The organism is Enterococcus sp. C53 (assembly GCF_040887425.1).
Taxonomy (GTDB): Bacteria; Bacillota; Bacilli; order Lactobacillales; family Enterococcaceae; genus Enterococcus_B; species Enterococcus_B hirae.
On record NZ_JBFOFT010000004.1, the window covers coordinates 87,880 to 102,742 of the forward strand.

14 protein-coding genes are annotated in these 14,863 nt (G+C 36.9%); 12 read left to right on the forward strand and 2 right to left on the reverse strand.

The genetic code is table 11. From position 1 onward, the window contains the following. Positions 1-354 precede the first annotated feature (354 nt). From alaS to AB3I42_RS07030, 3 genes are all read left to right on the forward strand, one after another. A complete protein-coding gene (gene alaS / locus AB3I42_RS07020) occupies positions 355-2,997 on the forward strand; it encodes an alanine--tRNA ligase (protein ID WP_034866621.1) in 2,643 nt (880 codons plus the stop codon). 488 nt (positions 2,998-3,485) lie between these two features. Next, positions 3,486-4,082, forward strand: coding sequence for an ECF transporter S component (locus AB3I42_RS07025; RefSeq protein ID WP_010737525.1), 597 nt, complete (start codon positions 3,486-3,488; stop codon positions 4,080-4,082). 20 nt (positions 4,083-4,102) lie between these two features. Beyond that, the gene (locus tag AB3I42_RS07030; protein ID WP_010737526.1) at positions 4,103-5,242 is read left to right on the forward strand and encodes a cation diffusion facilitator family transporter; all 1,140 of its coding nucleotides are present in this window, start codon (positions 4,103-4,105) and stop codon (positions 5,240-5,242) included. A 50-nt stretch (positions 5,243-5,292) separates the two neighbouring features. Here the strand turns inward: AB3I42_RS07030 and AB3I42_RS07035 are convergent, their stop codons facing one another. Beyond that, a complete protein-coding gene (locus AB3I42_RS07035; protein ID WP_010719229.1) occupies positions 5,293-5,694 on the reverse strand; it encodes a ribonuclease HI family protein in 402 nt (133 codons plus the stop codon). Between the two features lie 77 nt (positions 5,695-5,771). Between AB3I42_RS07035 and AB3I42_RS07040 the strand changes: the two genes are divergently transcribed. Beyond that, positions 5,772-6,194, forward strand: coding sequence for an EbsA family protein (locus AB3I42_RS07040; protein WP_010737527.1), 423 nt, complete (start codon positions 5,772-5,774; stop codon positions 6,192-6,194). A gap of 1,660 nt (positions 6,195-7,854) precedes the next feature. Here AB3I42_RS07040 and AB3I42_RS07045 read toward each other — a convergent pair. After that, positions 7,855-8,061 (reverse strand): cold-shock protein, encoded by a 207-nt coding sequence (locus AB3I42_RS07045; RefSeq protein WP_010719225.1) that lies wholly within the window; start codon positions 8,059-8,061, stop codon positions 7,855-7,857. 182 nt (positions 8,062-8,243) lie between these two features. Between AB3I42_RS07045 and AB3I42_RS07050 the strand changes: the two genes are divergently transcribed. The 8 genes from AB3I42_RS07050 (at position 8,244) to pyrR (ending at position 14,853) form a co-directional block, all read left to right on the forward strand. Next, the gene (locus AB3I42_RS07050) at positions 8,244-9,914 is read left to right on the forward strand and encodes a formate--tetrahydrofolate ligase (protein WP_010737529.1); all 1,671 of its coding nucleotides are present in this window, start codon (positions 8,244-8,246) and stop codon (positions 9,912-9,914) included. 306 nt (positions 9,915-10,220) lie between these two features. After that, positions 10,221-10,673: an LMxysn_1693 family intestinal colonization protein gene (locus AB3I42_RS07055; protein WP_010737530.1), complete on the forward strand. Its 453-nt coding sequence runs from the start codon at positions 10,221-10,223 to the stop codon at positions 10,671-10,673. Between the two features lie 440 nt (positions 10,674-11,113). Further along, on the forward strand, positions 11,114-11,269 hold the full coding sequence (locus AB3I42_RS07060) for a CPBP family glutamic-type intramembrane protease (RefSeq protein ID WP_232622369.1): 156 nt from the start codon (positions 11,114-11,116) through the stop codon (positions 11,267-11,269). Between the two features lie 357 nt (positions 11,270-11,626). Further along, positions 11,627-12,013, forward strand: a complete 387-nt coding sequence (locus AB3I42_RS07065) for a hypothetical protein (RefSeq protein WP_081122784.1) — start codon at positions 11,627-11,629, stop codon at positions 12,011-12,013. Continuing rightward, positions 12,000-12,698, forward strand: a complete 699-nt coding sequence (locus AB3I42_RS07070) for a CBS domain-containing protein (protein WP_010719220.1) — start codon at positions 12,000-12,002, stop codon at positions 12,696-12,698. Before AB3I42_RS07065 ends, AB3I42_RS07070 begins: the two co-directional genes overlap by 14 nt. Before the next feature lie 4 nt (positions 12,699-12,702). Further along, the gene (gene lspA / locus AB3I42_RS07075; RefSeq protein WP_010737534.1) at positions 12,703-13,167 is read left to right on the forward strand and encodes a signal peptidase II; all 465 of its coding nucleotides are present in this window, start codon (positions 12,703-12,705) and stop codon (positions 13,165-13,167) included. Continuing rightward, entirely contained in the window at positions 13,164-14,075 is a 912-nt protein-coding gene (locus tag AB3I42_RS07080) for an RluA family pseudouridine synthase (protein ID WP_034866618.1), read from the forward strand. The genes lspA and AB3I42_RS07080 overlap by 4 nt, the downstream gene beginning before the upstream one ends. A gap of 238 nt (positions 14,076-14,313) precedes the next feature. After that, on the forward strand, positions 14,314-14,853 hold the full coding sequence (pyrR, locus tag AB3I42_RS07085; protein WP_010719217.1) for a bifunctional pyr operon transcriptional regulator/uracil phosphoribosyltransferase PyrR: 540 nt from the start codon (positions 14,314-14,316) through the stop codon (positions 14,851-14,853). The last annotated feature ends 10 nt before the right edge of the window (positions 14,854-14,863 follow it).

A 14,863-nucleotide genomic window follows, 5' to 3' on the forward strand; every position in this document is an offset into this window, starting at 1 on the left:
TTTTGATTAATAGGCGTAATTCAAGCTTAACAAAAAATATTCTAGAAAGAAATAAGAGTTGAAGGAAAAGAGCGGTTGACAGAATAAAATAGAATACGTATACTTGTAAAGTACGAAAAGGACATGGTTTGTTTAAGTCTGACTTACAGAAAATTCTTTCCAGGCTGAAAAAAGAATAGTCAAAAAAACAAATTGCTCCCTTTTTTATTGATAGAAATATCAACGCTACTCAGCGTTATCGAGTTCAAGAGGTAATGATCGAACATCATTGCAACCAAGGTGGTACCGCGAGTTTTCGTCCTTGGCTGTGAGGGTGTTTTTTTGTCGTTTAAAATAAAGAAAGAAGGTAATAAAATGAAACAATTAAGCAGTGCACAAGTTCGACAAATGTTTTTAGATTTCTTCCAATCAAAAGGACACACGATTGAACCTAGCGCATCATTAATTCCAGTCAACGATCCAACACTTTTATGGATCAACTCAGGGGTTGCTACGTTAAAAAAATATTTTGACGGCTCTGTCGTACCAGAAAACCCACGCATCACAAACGCTCAAAAATCAATTCGTACGAATGATATTGAAAATGTAGGGAAGACAGCACGGCACCACACAATGTTTGAAATGCTTGGAAATTTTTCTATTGGTGATTATTTCAAAAATGAAGCAATCCATTGGGCATGGGAATTTTTAACAAGTCCTGAATGGATGGCATTTGATCCGGAAAAATTATATGTTACCGTTTATCCAAAAGACACAGAAGCAAAACGAATCTGGCATGAAGAAGTCGGCTTGCCACTTGATCACATTGTAGATGTTGAAGATAATTTCTGGGATATTGGTGCGGGTCCTTGTGGTCCTGATACAGAAATCTTCTATGATCGAGGCGAAGCATACAATGATGTCGCAGAAGATGATCCAGAAAACTACCCTGGTGGAGAAAACGAACGCTATTTAGAAATTTGGAATCTAGTATTTTCTGAGTTCAACCATAAACCAGATCATACATTTGAACCTTTACCACATAAAAACATTGATACGGGCATGGGGCTGGAACGGATGGTTTCGATCGTTCAAGACGCACCAACAAACTTTGAAACAGATTTGTTCTTACCGATCATTCATGCGGTAGAAAAACTAAGCAACCAAGTAAAATATGGGGAAAACCCGACAACCGACATTTCTTATAAAGTAATTGCGGATCATATCCGAGCATTATCTTTTGCGATTGGAGATGGGGCGCTTCCTTCAAATGAAGGTCGTGGCTATGTTCTTCGTCGTTTATTACGCCGAGCAGTGATGCACGGGAAAAAATTAGGGATTGAAAAAGCTTTCTTATATGATCTTGTTCCAGTAGTTGGCGAAATCATGGTTAGCTATTATCCAGAAGTCCTTCAACAAAAAGAATTTATTGAAAAAGTAGTTCGTACCGAAGAAGAACGTTTCAATGAAACGATCAACGAAGGTCTTGAAATCTTGAATCAAGTGATCGCTGAAGTCAAAAAAGCAAATGGAACAACACTTGCTGGAAAAGATATCTTCAAATTGTATGATACTTACGGTTTCCCAGTGGAGTTGACCGAAGAAGTGGCAGAAGATGAAGGCTTGAAAGTCGATCATGAAGGCTTTGAAAAAGAAATGGAAGCACAAAGACAACGTGCGCGTGCTGCTCGTAGTACAGAAAAATCAATGGGAGTCCAATCTGCCCTATTAACAGATATCAAAGTGGATAGTAAATTTATTGGCTATGATCAAGTTGAATCAGACAGCAAACTATTGGTGATTATCAAAGAGGAAGAACTAGTGAGTGAATTGTCTGCTGGACAAGGTCAATTGATTTTTGATCAAACACCGTTTTATGCAGAAATGGGTGGACAAGTGGCTGATCAAGGTTGGATCATTGATGCCTCTGGAGAAACGGTTGCGACAGTTGTTGACGTTCAAAAAGCACCGAATGGACAATTTATGCACACCGTAGAAGTGCTTTCAACATTGACTGAAGGCGAAGTTTACCACTTGTTGATCGATGTACCGATGAGAAATCGCATTATCAAAAACCATACAGCGACTCACTTATTGCATAAAGCTTTAAAAGAAGTTTTAGGGGAACATGCAAACCAAGCTGGTTCTTTAGTTGCTCCTGGACATTTACGCTTTGACTTTACTCATTTTGGACAAATCACAGCTGATGAATTAGTAAAAATGGAACGAATCGTTAATGAGAAGATATGGGAAGCAATCCCAGTAGAAACCATCGAAACAGATATCGATACCGCTAAGAATATGGGTGCTATGGCTTTATTTGGTGAAAAATATGGTCAAGAAGTCCGTGTAGTGAACATTGGTGGATGGTCTATCGAACTTTGTGGTGGAACCCATGTAGCAAATACTGAAAATATTGGGATCTTTAAAATCGTTTCTGAATCAGGAATCGGTGCCGGTGTTCGTCGGATCGAAGCTGTAACAAGTAAAGAAGCATATGAGTTATTGGAAGCAGAAGAAAAACAATTAAAAGAAGTTGCCACAATTGTCAAATCACCTCAATTAAAAGAGGTTGTATCAAAAACAGAACAATTACAACAACAACTAAAAGAACTACAAAAAGAAAATGAACAATTAGCAAGTAAACTAGCGAACCAACAAGCAGGCGATGTCTTTAAAAATGTGGAAACAGTTAGTGGTCATTCACTGATTACTGCACAAGTAAAAGTAAAAGATATGAACCAATTACGTCAATTAGCAGACCAATGGAAACAAAAAAACATTTCCGATATTCTTGTTTTGGCAAATGAACAAGACGGAAAAGTTAGTTTGTTAGTCGCTATGACGAAAGAAGCAAATGATGCTGGGCTAAAAGCTGGTGACTTGATCAAAGCAATCGCACCAAAAGTTGGTGGTGGCGGTGGTGGTCGCCCTGATATGGCGCAAGCAGGTGGGAAAAACCCTGCTGGTATCCCAGATGCTTTATCAGAAGCTAAAACATGGTTGTCTAATCAATAATCAACTTTAAATACTTTTCCAAATAAAATGGGAAAGCGTCGAATAGCTCAGATGATAATAACCTCCTTTTGAAACGGTATTTTATGTTTGGGAGAGAAAAAACTTATTTCAAGGAGCGAGTACTTGACCTTGTTTTAGCAAATAATGGGGAATAGAATGCTTTCATTGAAGCGAGTAAGCGGTCATTTTTTAAACAGCTTTTCATAGTTTAAACACTGATCGCTTATTGCTTAAGGAAGCACCGATAATACTATTTATTTTCATACATGCTAAAGGGCTCAAGAACGACCTTTTTTGTTCAAGGAGTATTGAATCCTCCTATTTGTTAAAGAAAAGTTCTACCGAATTTGTTTGAAACGGAAATCCCGTTGACAAATTCGGTTTATTTTATGAGAACTGAATGCAACCAATCAGCATTTTCTTTGAGAGTAATTAATTGACAAAAAAGCAAAACCTTTTACGATTAGAATAAAAAGGAGGGGGTAAAATTGAATAGTAAAAATAAAACTTTTCGTTTAGTTTTACGAGCGATTTTATTAGCGATCATTATCGTTCAAGCAATGGTTCCATGGTTAGGGTTTATTCCTTTAGGATTTATTAGTTTGACGATTATTCACATAACAGTTATCGTTGCTGCGGTTGTATTAGGACCGAAAGACGGCATGGTCATTGGTTTGTTTTGGGGGATCGCCACGATCATTCGTGCTTACGCCATGCCTACGACCCCATTTGATACCCTCGTCTTTACCAACCCGATCATTTCAGTTGTTCCTAGAGTTTTAGTTGGCTTAGTTGCAGGAATCATTTTTCACTGGATTTATCAACGTTATCATTCTGTAGTCGTTGGTTCGGTTTTAGCAGGAGTATTTGGCTCACTCGTGAATACACTTTTAGTTCTAGGGTTTATGGGACTGTTTTATACTGGGGCAACTGCTGATGCGTATGGCGTAGATGCGGATCTATTATTTAAAACTTTGGCAGGAGTTGCCGCAATCAATGGGATTCCGGAAGCGATAGGTGCCGGAATCATTACGCCACTGATTGCTAAAGCGCTGTTTGCTGCAACGCCACTCAAACCAGAATAAAGAATAAAGGAAGCGAAAAAGTGTCAAAAGAACAAAAAACGATTAGTGGGCAAGAACGTACCAAAAAAGGTATTATAGCTGGAATCTTAGGTCTTATCACAAATATATTATTGTTTGTTGCGAAATTTGCAATCGGACTTTTTTCTGGCAGTGTTTCGATCATGGCGGATGCTATCAATAGTTTATCCGATACAGCTTCATCCATTTTGACGCTTGTTGGGTTTAAGATTGCTGCAAAACCCGCAGACCAAGAACATCCATTTGGACATGAACGATTTGAATATATCAGTGGCTTATTTGTTTCAATCATCATTACGTATGTAGGGTTTCAATTTTTGGACGCTTCTATACGGAAAATTTTTCGGCCGGAACATTTAGTCCTGACACCGATCGTGTTTCTTGTCCTGATATTTTCGATTCTGTTAAAACTTTTACAAGGACGTATGTACACTAGATTTTCAAAAACAATTCAGTCAGAAGCACTAAAAGCGACAGCCAAAGATAGTTACAATGATGTATTCACGACGTTAGCTGTTTTAGTATCTGCAGGTATCGAAAGATTCACTGGCTGGCGTATTGATGGCTATGTTGGTTTTGTCTTAGCCGGGTACATTATTTTTAGTGGGATCATGATGTTACGTGATTTTGTCTATGAATTACTAGGTAGCCGTCCAACAGCTGAAGAAATCAAAACAATGGAAAAACAATTAAGTTCTTATAAATCGATTTTAGGTTTTCATGATCTGTTGGTTCATAATTATGGACCAAATAAAAAGTTTGCTTCTGTTCATATTGAAGTTGACGACAGTTTAAACTTGAATGAAGCACATAAAATCATTGATATTATCGAAAAAGACTTTAAAAAGACTTTGGATGTAGATTTAGTTTGTCATCTAGATCCGGTAGCAATCCATAATGAACAATACCGTAAGATATTGAAACAATTGAGACAAATTATCAAAGAGTTAGGGGAAGAGTTGAGGTTGCACGATTTACGGATCATACGTAAAGGGAAAGAGTTGCAATTCGATATTGTAGTTCCTCAGAATTTCAAGTTACCAGATGATGTTTTAGAAGAAAAGATTCGTCAAGCTATTGAGAAAAAGGTTGGTTCTTTTGAACTCGATATTACTTTTGATCACAATTATCTTCTCTATTAAATCAGAAACTTTAAAAAGACTTTTTAGTAAGTAGCTAAAAAGTCTTTTTTTTATGGATTTAATTGTTTTTGAAGCGCTTGGCGTGCCAGATTATCCGCCCCTTTATTCTTACTCTCGGGAATCCATTGTAAGATGAGTAAATGGAACTGGGCGAGTAATTGTTGGATCTCATATAGAAGAGAAGAGAAACTTTCGTTGTTTGTGTGGTTTTTGTCGATTGTAGAAACAAGTACTTTGCTATCGGAATAACAGAGAATTGTTTCATTGACCCAGCCTTTTTCCTTTAAAATTTCTAAAGTTTTTAAAAAGACTTCGAATTCAGCTTGATGATTGGAGCCATCCGAAAGTGGGACGGTAAGCTGTTCTTGTTTATTTTCATGGATAATTAAAATGCCTCCACCACTAGGTCCTGGATTGCCTTTTGTGGAAGCATCAATGTATACTTTGATCATAATAAGGAAGCTCTCCTTTTTATAAAAATAGTGTTATGCTATAATTATACCATTACAAATAGATGCGAGGTTAAAGAATGAAAAAAATAATTCGCTGGCAGCCGGAATGGGCGCAGACGATCATCTATTGGTCTTTATCTTTGATCATTTTATTTTTTAGTTTGATTTTATCACTTGAAAACACTAGACCCTATTGGAAAAGTAACTTAGTGATGGGGCTATTTTTAATTTTTCTTTTTCTTGGGTATCGTCGGTCATTTATTTTGAAAAACCATGCAATCAAAATTAAATATGCTGCTTTTTGGAAGGACCAAAATATCCCGCTACAAGATATTGACTCTGTAACACCGGTCAAAAGAGGCGTAAATATTAAATATGTAGGGAAGGCTGAGCCAACCTTCTATCTGATGCGCAAAAAAAGTCAGACAGCTTTTTTGTCCTACTATTCTGAAGGTAAAGAGCAACAAAGCACTAACAACCAAGTAAATACAACTAGCTGATTGATTTTACTTGTTTAAACCAATTGATTCAGCAGATATAAAATAGCTGCGAGAAAAACATAACTATATATAACCTCTGAGAAAACAAGCCGAAGAATCCGAAGATCATTTTATGATCAGGGTGAGATTCTTCGGCTTGATTGTGTCTTGCTGACGTTTGTATGAACTTGACCTTAGAATAATGGATGATATGATGTTCGACCAGTAACTTTCGATAAAGTAATGGACACCTGACCATTCAACCAAGGGATATATAACTTAATAACATAAAGGATATTATAAAAAATTTGCACTAAATATTTTTTAAAGGAAAAAAGAAGTAAGATAACATTTTTTCTTATTTATAATAAAACTTACAGAAAAAGTATAAGGAGAAAAACGGACGTGGAAATAAAAAAAATGTTAGAAGATCTCAACCGAATTTGGAAGATAAAAGAAATACGAAGAAAAAGAGGTGCGAAGCTATCGAGACTATGGCGGAGAAACGGTAGGAAGATAGTGAGACTATGGCGGAGGAACGGTAGGAAGATAAAAGGAATATGGAAAACGAGAGGTACAAAACTACGGAGAATGCACTTGGAAAAGCTAAATAAAAGAAAGGAAAATGTCAAAAGAACACAGATGAAAAAAGCACAGACATCAAGAGTGAAACAAGGTAGTTCGAACAATAAACAAGAAATACGTTCGCTATCTGTCCGTGCAACAAATCAAGCGAGTTGGAAAAATGCGCAAATTTCAAGAAATTTTGCGAATCAGCAGAAGGGCTACTCCAGGAGTCAACAGACATCTATCACCTCAACGAGATGAATCTTTCTATGGGTTCACATAGTTTTGATGTCAATCGTTGGATTCAGTGTTTTGAGCAATTAGGAGTGATAAATGGTTGGCAATTTTTAAAAAGAAAACAGCAAAACACAGGGGTATAACCTTCAGGACTTAAAAAATATCATGGCTGGGTTTGATTCGCAGGAAATAACTTCAGGAACCAGTTCAAGAAGATACATAAATGAACGAATCATAAATAGTGAAAGTGATCGTTGAAACTAGTTATTAGAAAAGCTCGGTAAAAAAATGGTATAAAAGCAATCAAAAAAGATTATCAACCAAGGCTATATAACAATCAAGCCCTTGTTCGGATTGTCGATTCTTTAAATCCGTTGTCTCGATTTAGAAAGATTCTTTTAAAATGGCAATTAATGTTGAAAAGAAAACAATCTGATGCGAAAGACATCATTCACTCGGAAATAAGTGAGAAGGATGCATAGATACAACGAGAAGAAATAATAGCGAAGAAAAAAGAAAAGAAATTTGTAAAAAATATTAAAGCAAACGCTAGAAATCAAGTTTTCAATACAGTCGAGCAGTCTTTTTCAAATCATCTGATAAATTCGAGATAACCTTCTTTCGATAGGATCAGAAAACAAACAGAAATATGTATCTTTATATTGAAAAGTGAGATTTTGTAATATTAGTGAACGTTGTACTGTATGGAAGAGACGCAGCATAAGTTGATTTTCTATCGTTCAAGCAATTATAAAATTATAAAAAAGCCGATACTTTGCAAAGAACATTTTGCGGAGTATCGGTCTTTCTTTAAATTGAATATTTTTGATGCAATCTCTTCTGTTTTGAAGAGAAGTTACTTATTGTTGAAACTTTCTTATAAGATCATTTTTTTGACATGAGCGGCTTGTGCCCCACGGTTTCCTTCGATTATTTCAAATTCTACAGATTGATTTTCTTCAAGGGTTTTGAATCCCTCTTCTTCAATTGCAGTAAAATGGACGAATATTTCTTCTGTTTCATCATAACTAATAAATCCATATCCTTTTTTGTTGTCAAACCATTTCACAGTTCCTGTGGTCAAAGCTCTCACGACCTTTCTAAAGTCTGATCATAACTAACATTATAAAGAGTATTTATATATACGTCAATTAAATTAAAAAAGCAATCTTGCCTATGTTGTTTTAAAATAAAAAAAGGTATAATAGATATAACTGAACAAAGTCTTTTGTTTTGGGTATAAAGTTCGTGTAAAGGGGTAATTTGATGAAGAGCGATCTACAAATATCACAAGAAACAGAGTTAAAACCGATTATTAAAATTGCGGAAAAATTGGATATCCAACAAGATGACCTGGAGCTTTACGGAAAATATAAAGCGAAAATCGATTTTTCCACCATCAAGAAATTAAAGAAAAAACCAGATGGTCACTTGATTTTAGTTACATCCATCAATCCTACACCAGCTGGAGAAGGTAAATCGACCATCACGGTAGGTCTTGGGGACGCATTGAATCAAATTGGTAAAAAAGCAGTGATTGCGTTAAGAGAACCTTCCCTTGGTCCAGTCATGGGAATCAAGGGTGGTGCTGCCGGCGGAGGCTATGCACAAGTATTACCAATGGAAGATATCAATTTACACTTTACTGGCGATATGCATGCGATTACGTCTGCTAATAATGCATTGTCTGCACTTTTAGACAATCATATCCACCAAGGGAATGAACTGAGAATCGATTCACGTCGTGTGATCTGGAAACGTGTCGTCGATTTGAATGATCGCGAACTGCGAAAAGTGATTGTTGGCTTGGGAGGTCCGATTCAAGGTGTGCCGAGAGAAGATGGCTTTGACATCACCGTAGCAAGTGAAATCATGGCGATTTTATGCTTAGCAACAGACATCGATGATTTAAAAGCTCGTTTAGCTCGAATTGTTGTCGGTTATACCTTTGATCAAAAGCCAGTGACAGCTGGTGATCTCAAAGCAGAAGGCGCATTGGCACTGCTATTAAAAGAAGCGATCAAACCAAACTTAGTACAAACGATTTATGGCACGCCAGCATTTGTCCATGGCGGTCCTTTTGCCAATATTGCTCACGGGTGTAATAGTGTTTTAGCTACCCAAACAGCTCTTAAATTAGGGGAGTATGTGGTGACTGAAGCTGGATTTGGTGCAGATCTAGGTGGAGAAAAATTCCTAGATATCAAAGTTCCGAATTTGAAAAAGGCGCCTGATGCGATCGTGATCGTAGCAACAGTTCGTGCATTGAAAATGCATGGCGGTGCAACTAAAGAAGAGTTGAAAACGGAAAATTTAGCAGCATTGGAAAAAGGATTCAGTAATTTAAAACGTCATATCCACAATATGGAGAAATACCATATCCCAGTAATTGTTGCGATCAACGAGTTTGTGACAGATACGGAAGCTGAATTTACTTTGTTAGAACGTCTTTGCGAAAATCAAGGGGTGATCGTACAACGAGCAAGTGTTTGGGAGCATGGCGCAGACGGTGGAATTGAACTTGCCAAAGCGGTCGTTCGTGCGATTGATAGTCAGCAAGCAAATTATCAACCCTTGTATCAACCGACAGCGACTATCGAAGAAAAAGTGACAACGATCGTCCAAGAGATTTATGGTGGAAAAGGGGTCAACTTTAGTAAAAAAGCCAAAAAACAAATCGCTGAGTTTGTCCTTAATGGTTGGGATAAACTGCCAATTTGTATGGCAAAAACCCAATATTCATTTTCTGACGACCCGACACTTCTAGGCGCTCCTGAAGGATTTACGATTACCATCAGAGAGTTCGTTCCCAAATTAGGGGCTGGGTTTATCGTTGCGCTAACAGGAGATGTCATGACTATGCCGGGACTTCCAAAAAAACCAGCTGCATTGAATATGGATGTTACCAATGATGGGGAAGTACTGGGATTATTCTAAAAAAAGAGGATAGGGTGCTTCATAAAAAAGCCATCTATCAAAAATGATTAGTGAGAATACCTAAAATTAGGTAATGGCTCTCTTTCAATCAAAAAAAGGATAAAGTCAGCTCTTGTATATGTTGATACAATGGCTGACTTGTTTTTATACATATTGTGTTAGTCAACAAGTAAATAATGGCGGTTTCACGGATGATTTTGAGTTCAAAACAGCTTTTTATGATAGCAATCATATGTCTAAAATAAAATGATTTATAATCATTGCGAAGAAAACGTTTTTTTAATACTAAAATAGGAGTGAAAATTTTTGAAAAAGTATTTATTTAGAACAATTTTGGTGTCTACGTCACTTTTGACTTTAGGAACTGCTGTAACTTCGTGTGTTCCAGTATTAGCCGATGAAACGAATAGTTCTGGCATAGCAATTTGTAGTGATGATGAGTACTATGTATTAGACGAACCATCGATTCAGACAAAAACTTGGTCACAACCTCAAAGTTGGTGTGTTTCTAAAGGAAATCGTACATATTTGGGTACAGAAACCCACAATAGAAAAACCACATTATCAATTGGTGCAACGATCTTCGGAATGAATATTAAAATAGGGAACGAATACTCAGTAAGCGGAAAATTCAAGAAGTATCGTCAAAATGCAAGAATAACGGTCACTTACCGAGTTTATCGTAAAGTAGACAATAAATATATTCGTACTCAAACTGCTACAGCAAATACACAATATATTGATTATGTAGCAATATGATACATAGGAATACTAAGAAACATTGGAAATTCATTCTTTGCTTGAGTTACTTTATTATTTATTTTATGATCCCAAATATAGGGATCCCAATCATATATGATTTCATATTTGATTGGATTTCTTGGTTTCCGTTGATCCTAAGTTTTATGTTTTTGGTGTTGTTCCACCAGCTTCTCTATCAATCATTAGTAGAAATACAATGGCTGAAACTCATATTTATAGCAGTCTTTTGTATCGTTAGTATTATTGTCATTAATACTGCTTTGCCTGATACAAATAGCTTACCCCTAAATTCTTTAGCTAATAGTGAATTGAAAAAATATATAATAAGTGCTACAACGTACGGTGTATTTTTAGAAGAAATGATTTTTTGATTTAGTCTAATCAGCTTACATTCTGACAGGAAAACAAAGGCTTCTCTCCTCATAATCTCTTCATTTTTGTTTTCAATCGTACACGGAGGAAATTTCAACCTTTTTTTCTGCGGCGTTCTATTTGGATTCGTTTATATAAAAACTTCTAATGTGTGGTACGCCATATTGACCCATGTTTTTTATAATGGTGTGGGTATATTTCTTTTTTTATTCTTTACTTAGTTGTTGCAAAGCAATGAACGATAAAGTAGTTAAAGCAAGTGGAGATTTACAAAAAGTGAGGTTGAAAAAAATACTTCTAAACAGTAAAAAAGGATGACACAATTATTCATTACGGATAGTTGTGTCATCCTTTTATTTTCGATCGAACATCTTTAATGGATATATAAGGAGTGAAAACGATGTTACAACAGATTTCTAATAGTTTTTCTGGTTGGCTACTTTTACTGTACTCGCTGCATTTGAGCAAAAAATGTCTATAAATTAGTTAAATATAGGGAACTCAAACACTTTGAGACATCTACTTTCTTGTTCGGGTGTTTTACGGTATACTAAGAAAGCATCAGGAGGAGGGGCGTTATGGACGTACGAGTGACAAGACGAACAGGTTTTTATGGCATGGGTAGTCCGATCCAACTGCGGATCAATGGAAAGAAAAAAGGACAATTGAATCATAATCAATCGGTTTTACTTAAGTTAGAAGCACCTTTTACAATGCAAGTTTCGTTTTATTGGTTAAAAAGTCCAGTGTATACAATAACGCATCCGTCCAAAGGATACTTCATTACAATGAATCTCTTATTGTTACAGATTTATCCCTTTTTATTTTTAGGAAGTGGATTAAGCGCATTGTGGTTACACAATCTAATTTATAGTATGTTCGTGGTACTTGTAATGATTGGCTTCTTTTTTTTCATCAAAAACCAAGCCTATGTAATCAAGGAGGAGAAAGATGGCAAACTCTGATATTTTTTTAAGTAGTTTTAATCGGATCGAAAAATGGATGAGAGATGAAATGGGTAACGCCCGCAATATGGGATTTACTGAGTTAGTTCGGCGACTTGCCCAACGCAAAAAAGCAGTGATTCGTCAATATGAAGAAGATTTGCTTCAGCTGGCGCAGTTACGAAATGCCATTGTTCACGATCGGATTGCTGTGGATTTTGTGATTGCTGAACCCAATGATTGGGCAGTCAATAAGATCCAGCAGATTGAAGAAGACTTGATTCGTCCAGCAAAGGTTTTACCTCGCTTTGCGAAACATGTCACAGGTTTTGAACGAGATCTTCCTTTACTTGATTTGTTAGGAACGGTTGCCAAAAAACGATACTCACAGTTTCCTTTGTATAATAAAGGGAAATTCGTAGCGCTTGTGACATTGCGGGTCATTGGTTTTTGGCTAGCAAAGGAAAGTCAAAAAGGGACCATTGATTTAACAGATAAAAAAGCGGCTGATTTGATTTTTAGTGATGGCAAATATACGAATTATCGTTTTGTAGCTGAACATACTTATGTTTATGAAGTGGAAACAATGTTTCGGGAACAAGGAACTCTAGAAGCAGTCCTGATTACCAAAGATGGTCATCCTGACGGCAACTTACTGGGGATCATTAGACCTAGAGATATTTATCAACAAATAGAAAAGGAATGATTTTTTGTTAGCAATTTATTTTATGATCAGTGGATTATTAGTGGCTCTTGATCAGTGGGTCAAATGGTGGATCGTCAATGATTTATCTTTAGGCGAAACGAAGACATTGATTCCAGGCGTCTTATCGTTGAATCATATACGCAATACTGGGGCAGCTTGGAGTATGCTTGAAGGGAAGATGTGGTTTTTCGTCATAATCACAGTGATTGCTGTCATTGTTGTCGTGACATTGATGGTCAAGAATCGCAAACAGGGCAATCGATGGTTGCTGACAGGGTTAAGTTTTATTTTAGCAGGAGCTATTGGGAATTTTATTGATCGTGTAAGATTGGGATATGTCGTCGATATGTTCCAAACTGATTTTATGAATTTTCCGATCTTCAATGTAGCTGATATGACACTTGTTTGTGGTGTGATTCTTATTTTGATATACATTATTTTAGATGAAAAGGAACAAGGGAAAAAATGACAGAATTAAACGCAACGATTCAAACAGAAACAGGACGGATCGATAAAGTACTCACAGGTTTATTCAACGATTATAGTCGTTCACAAATCCAGCTTTGGCTCAAAGATGGTGCCGTTTCGGTCAACGGACAAGTGGTGAAAGCAAATTATAAAGTGAAGAAAAATGATGAAATCGTGATCGCTGTGCCAGAACCAGAGACCCTTTCAATTGAAGCAGAAGACATTCCATTAGAAATCGTTTATGAAGACGAAGCGGTTGCTGTTGTCAATAAACCACAAGGCATGGTCGTCCATCCTTCAGCAGGTCATCCGAATGGTACAATGGTCAATGCTTTAATGTATCATGTAAAAGATCTTTCGTCGATCAATGGTGTGATCCGTCCAGGGATCGTCCATCGAATCGATAAAGATACTTCAGGTTTGTTGATGGTAGCGAAAAATGATTTAGCACATGAATCTTTGGCCAAGCAATTAAAAGATAAAACTTCTTTACGTAAATACGTAGCGTTAGTCCATGGAGTGATTCCTCATGAAAAAGGAACGATCAACGCACCGATCGGTCGATCAAAAGTGAACCGTAAAATGCAGGCAGTCAGAGAAGATGGCAAACTAGCCGTGACCCATTTTAATGTCTTGGAACGATTTAATGATTTTACGTTGGTAGAGTTGACGTTAGAAACAGGTAGGACCCATCAGATCCGTGTGCATATGAAATATATAGGGTATCCTTTAGCTGGAGACCCAGTTTATGGACCAAGTAAGACATTGAAAGGAAATGGGCAATTTCTTCATGCGAAGCTCTTAGGTTTTACCCATCCAATCACAGGTCAGAAAATGGTCTTTGAAGCACCGCTTCCAACAATCTTTGAAAAAACTTTAGAAAAACTAAGGAAAAGTGTTGCATTTTGATTTAGATAACGGTATAGTATTTAACAACGAAAGCATAAAAACTTCATATCAGTTCCTTTAAGTTTAGTCCCGTGAGGCTAAGAAGGGTGTGGGTAAGAGAGCTATGGTGCGCCATAACATCGATTACTCAATGACGTAGTATAACTATCAGTGTATCTAAATGTACACTTAGTCTAGACATTCCTCCTGTCCTCTTAGGGCAGGAGTTTTTTTGTGTATAAAAAAGGAGGAAACAAACATGCAAGCAAAAGAAGTTGTGGATCAAGTAACCATGAAGCGGGCATTGACACGTATCACTTATGAAATCATTGAAAGAAATCAGACGATTCAAGATGTTGTCTTAATTGGGATAAAAACAAGAGGCATTTACATCGCATCAAGAGTTGCCGATCGTTTGAAGCAACTAGAAGGCATCGAAGTTCCGGTCGGAGAGCTGGACATCACATTGTATCGTGATGATAAAAAAGAAACACCAGCTGAAGCAGAACTTCATTCTTCAGATATTCCCGTTTCACTAGAAGGAAAAGAAGTGATTTTGATCGATGACGTCCTTTACACTGGACGAACGATTCGAGCAGCGATGGACGCAGTAATGGACTATGGTCGTCCTAGAAAAATTTCTCTGGCTGTCTTAGTAGACAGGGGACATCGGGAGTTACCGATTCGAGCAGACTATGTTGGGAAAAACATTCCCACAGCTAAAACAGAAGAAATCTTAGTCGAAATGCAAGAACTTGACGGCAAAGATCGAATCATGATTTTGAAAGAGGAAGAATAGAGGAGCAATT

Bases quoted from the DNA above. Each gene is read 5' to 3' on its own strand.
- alaS (WP_034866621.1), top strand. From the start codon at position 355: ATGAAACAATTAAGCAGTGCACAAGTTCGACAAATGTTTTTAGATTTC.
- AB3I42_RS07035 (WP_010719229.1), bottom strand. From the start codon at position 5,694: ATGATCAAAGTATACATTGATGCTTCCACAAAAGGCAATCCAGGACCT.
- AB3I42_RS07040 (WP_010737527.1), top strand. From the start codon at position 5,772: ATGAAAAAAATAATTCGCTGGCAGCCGGAATGGGCGCAGACGATCATC.
- AB3I42_RS07050 (WP_010737529.1), top strand. From the start codon at position 8,244: ATGAAGAGCGATCTACAAATATCACAAGAAACAGAGTTAAAACCGATT.
- AB3I42_RS07065 (WP_081122784.1), top strand. From the start codon at position 11,627: ATGGACGTACGAGTGACAAGACGAACAGGTTTTTATGGCATGGGTAGT.
- AB3I42_RS07070 (WP_010719220.1), top strand. From the start codon at position 12,000: ATGGCAAACTCTGATATTTTTTTAAGTAGTTTTAATCGGATCGAAAAA.
- AB3I42_RS07080 (WP_034866618.1), top strand. From the start codon at position 13,164: ATGACAGAATTAAACGCAACGATTCAAACAGAAACAGGACGGATCGAT.
- pyrR (WP_010719217.1), top strand. From the start codon at position 14,314: ATGCAAGCAAAAGAAGTTGTGGATCAAGTAACCATGAAGCGGGCATTG.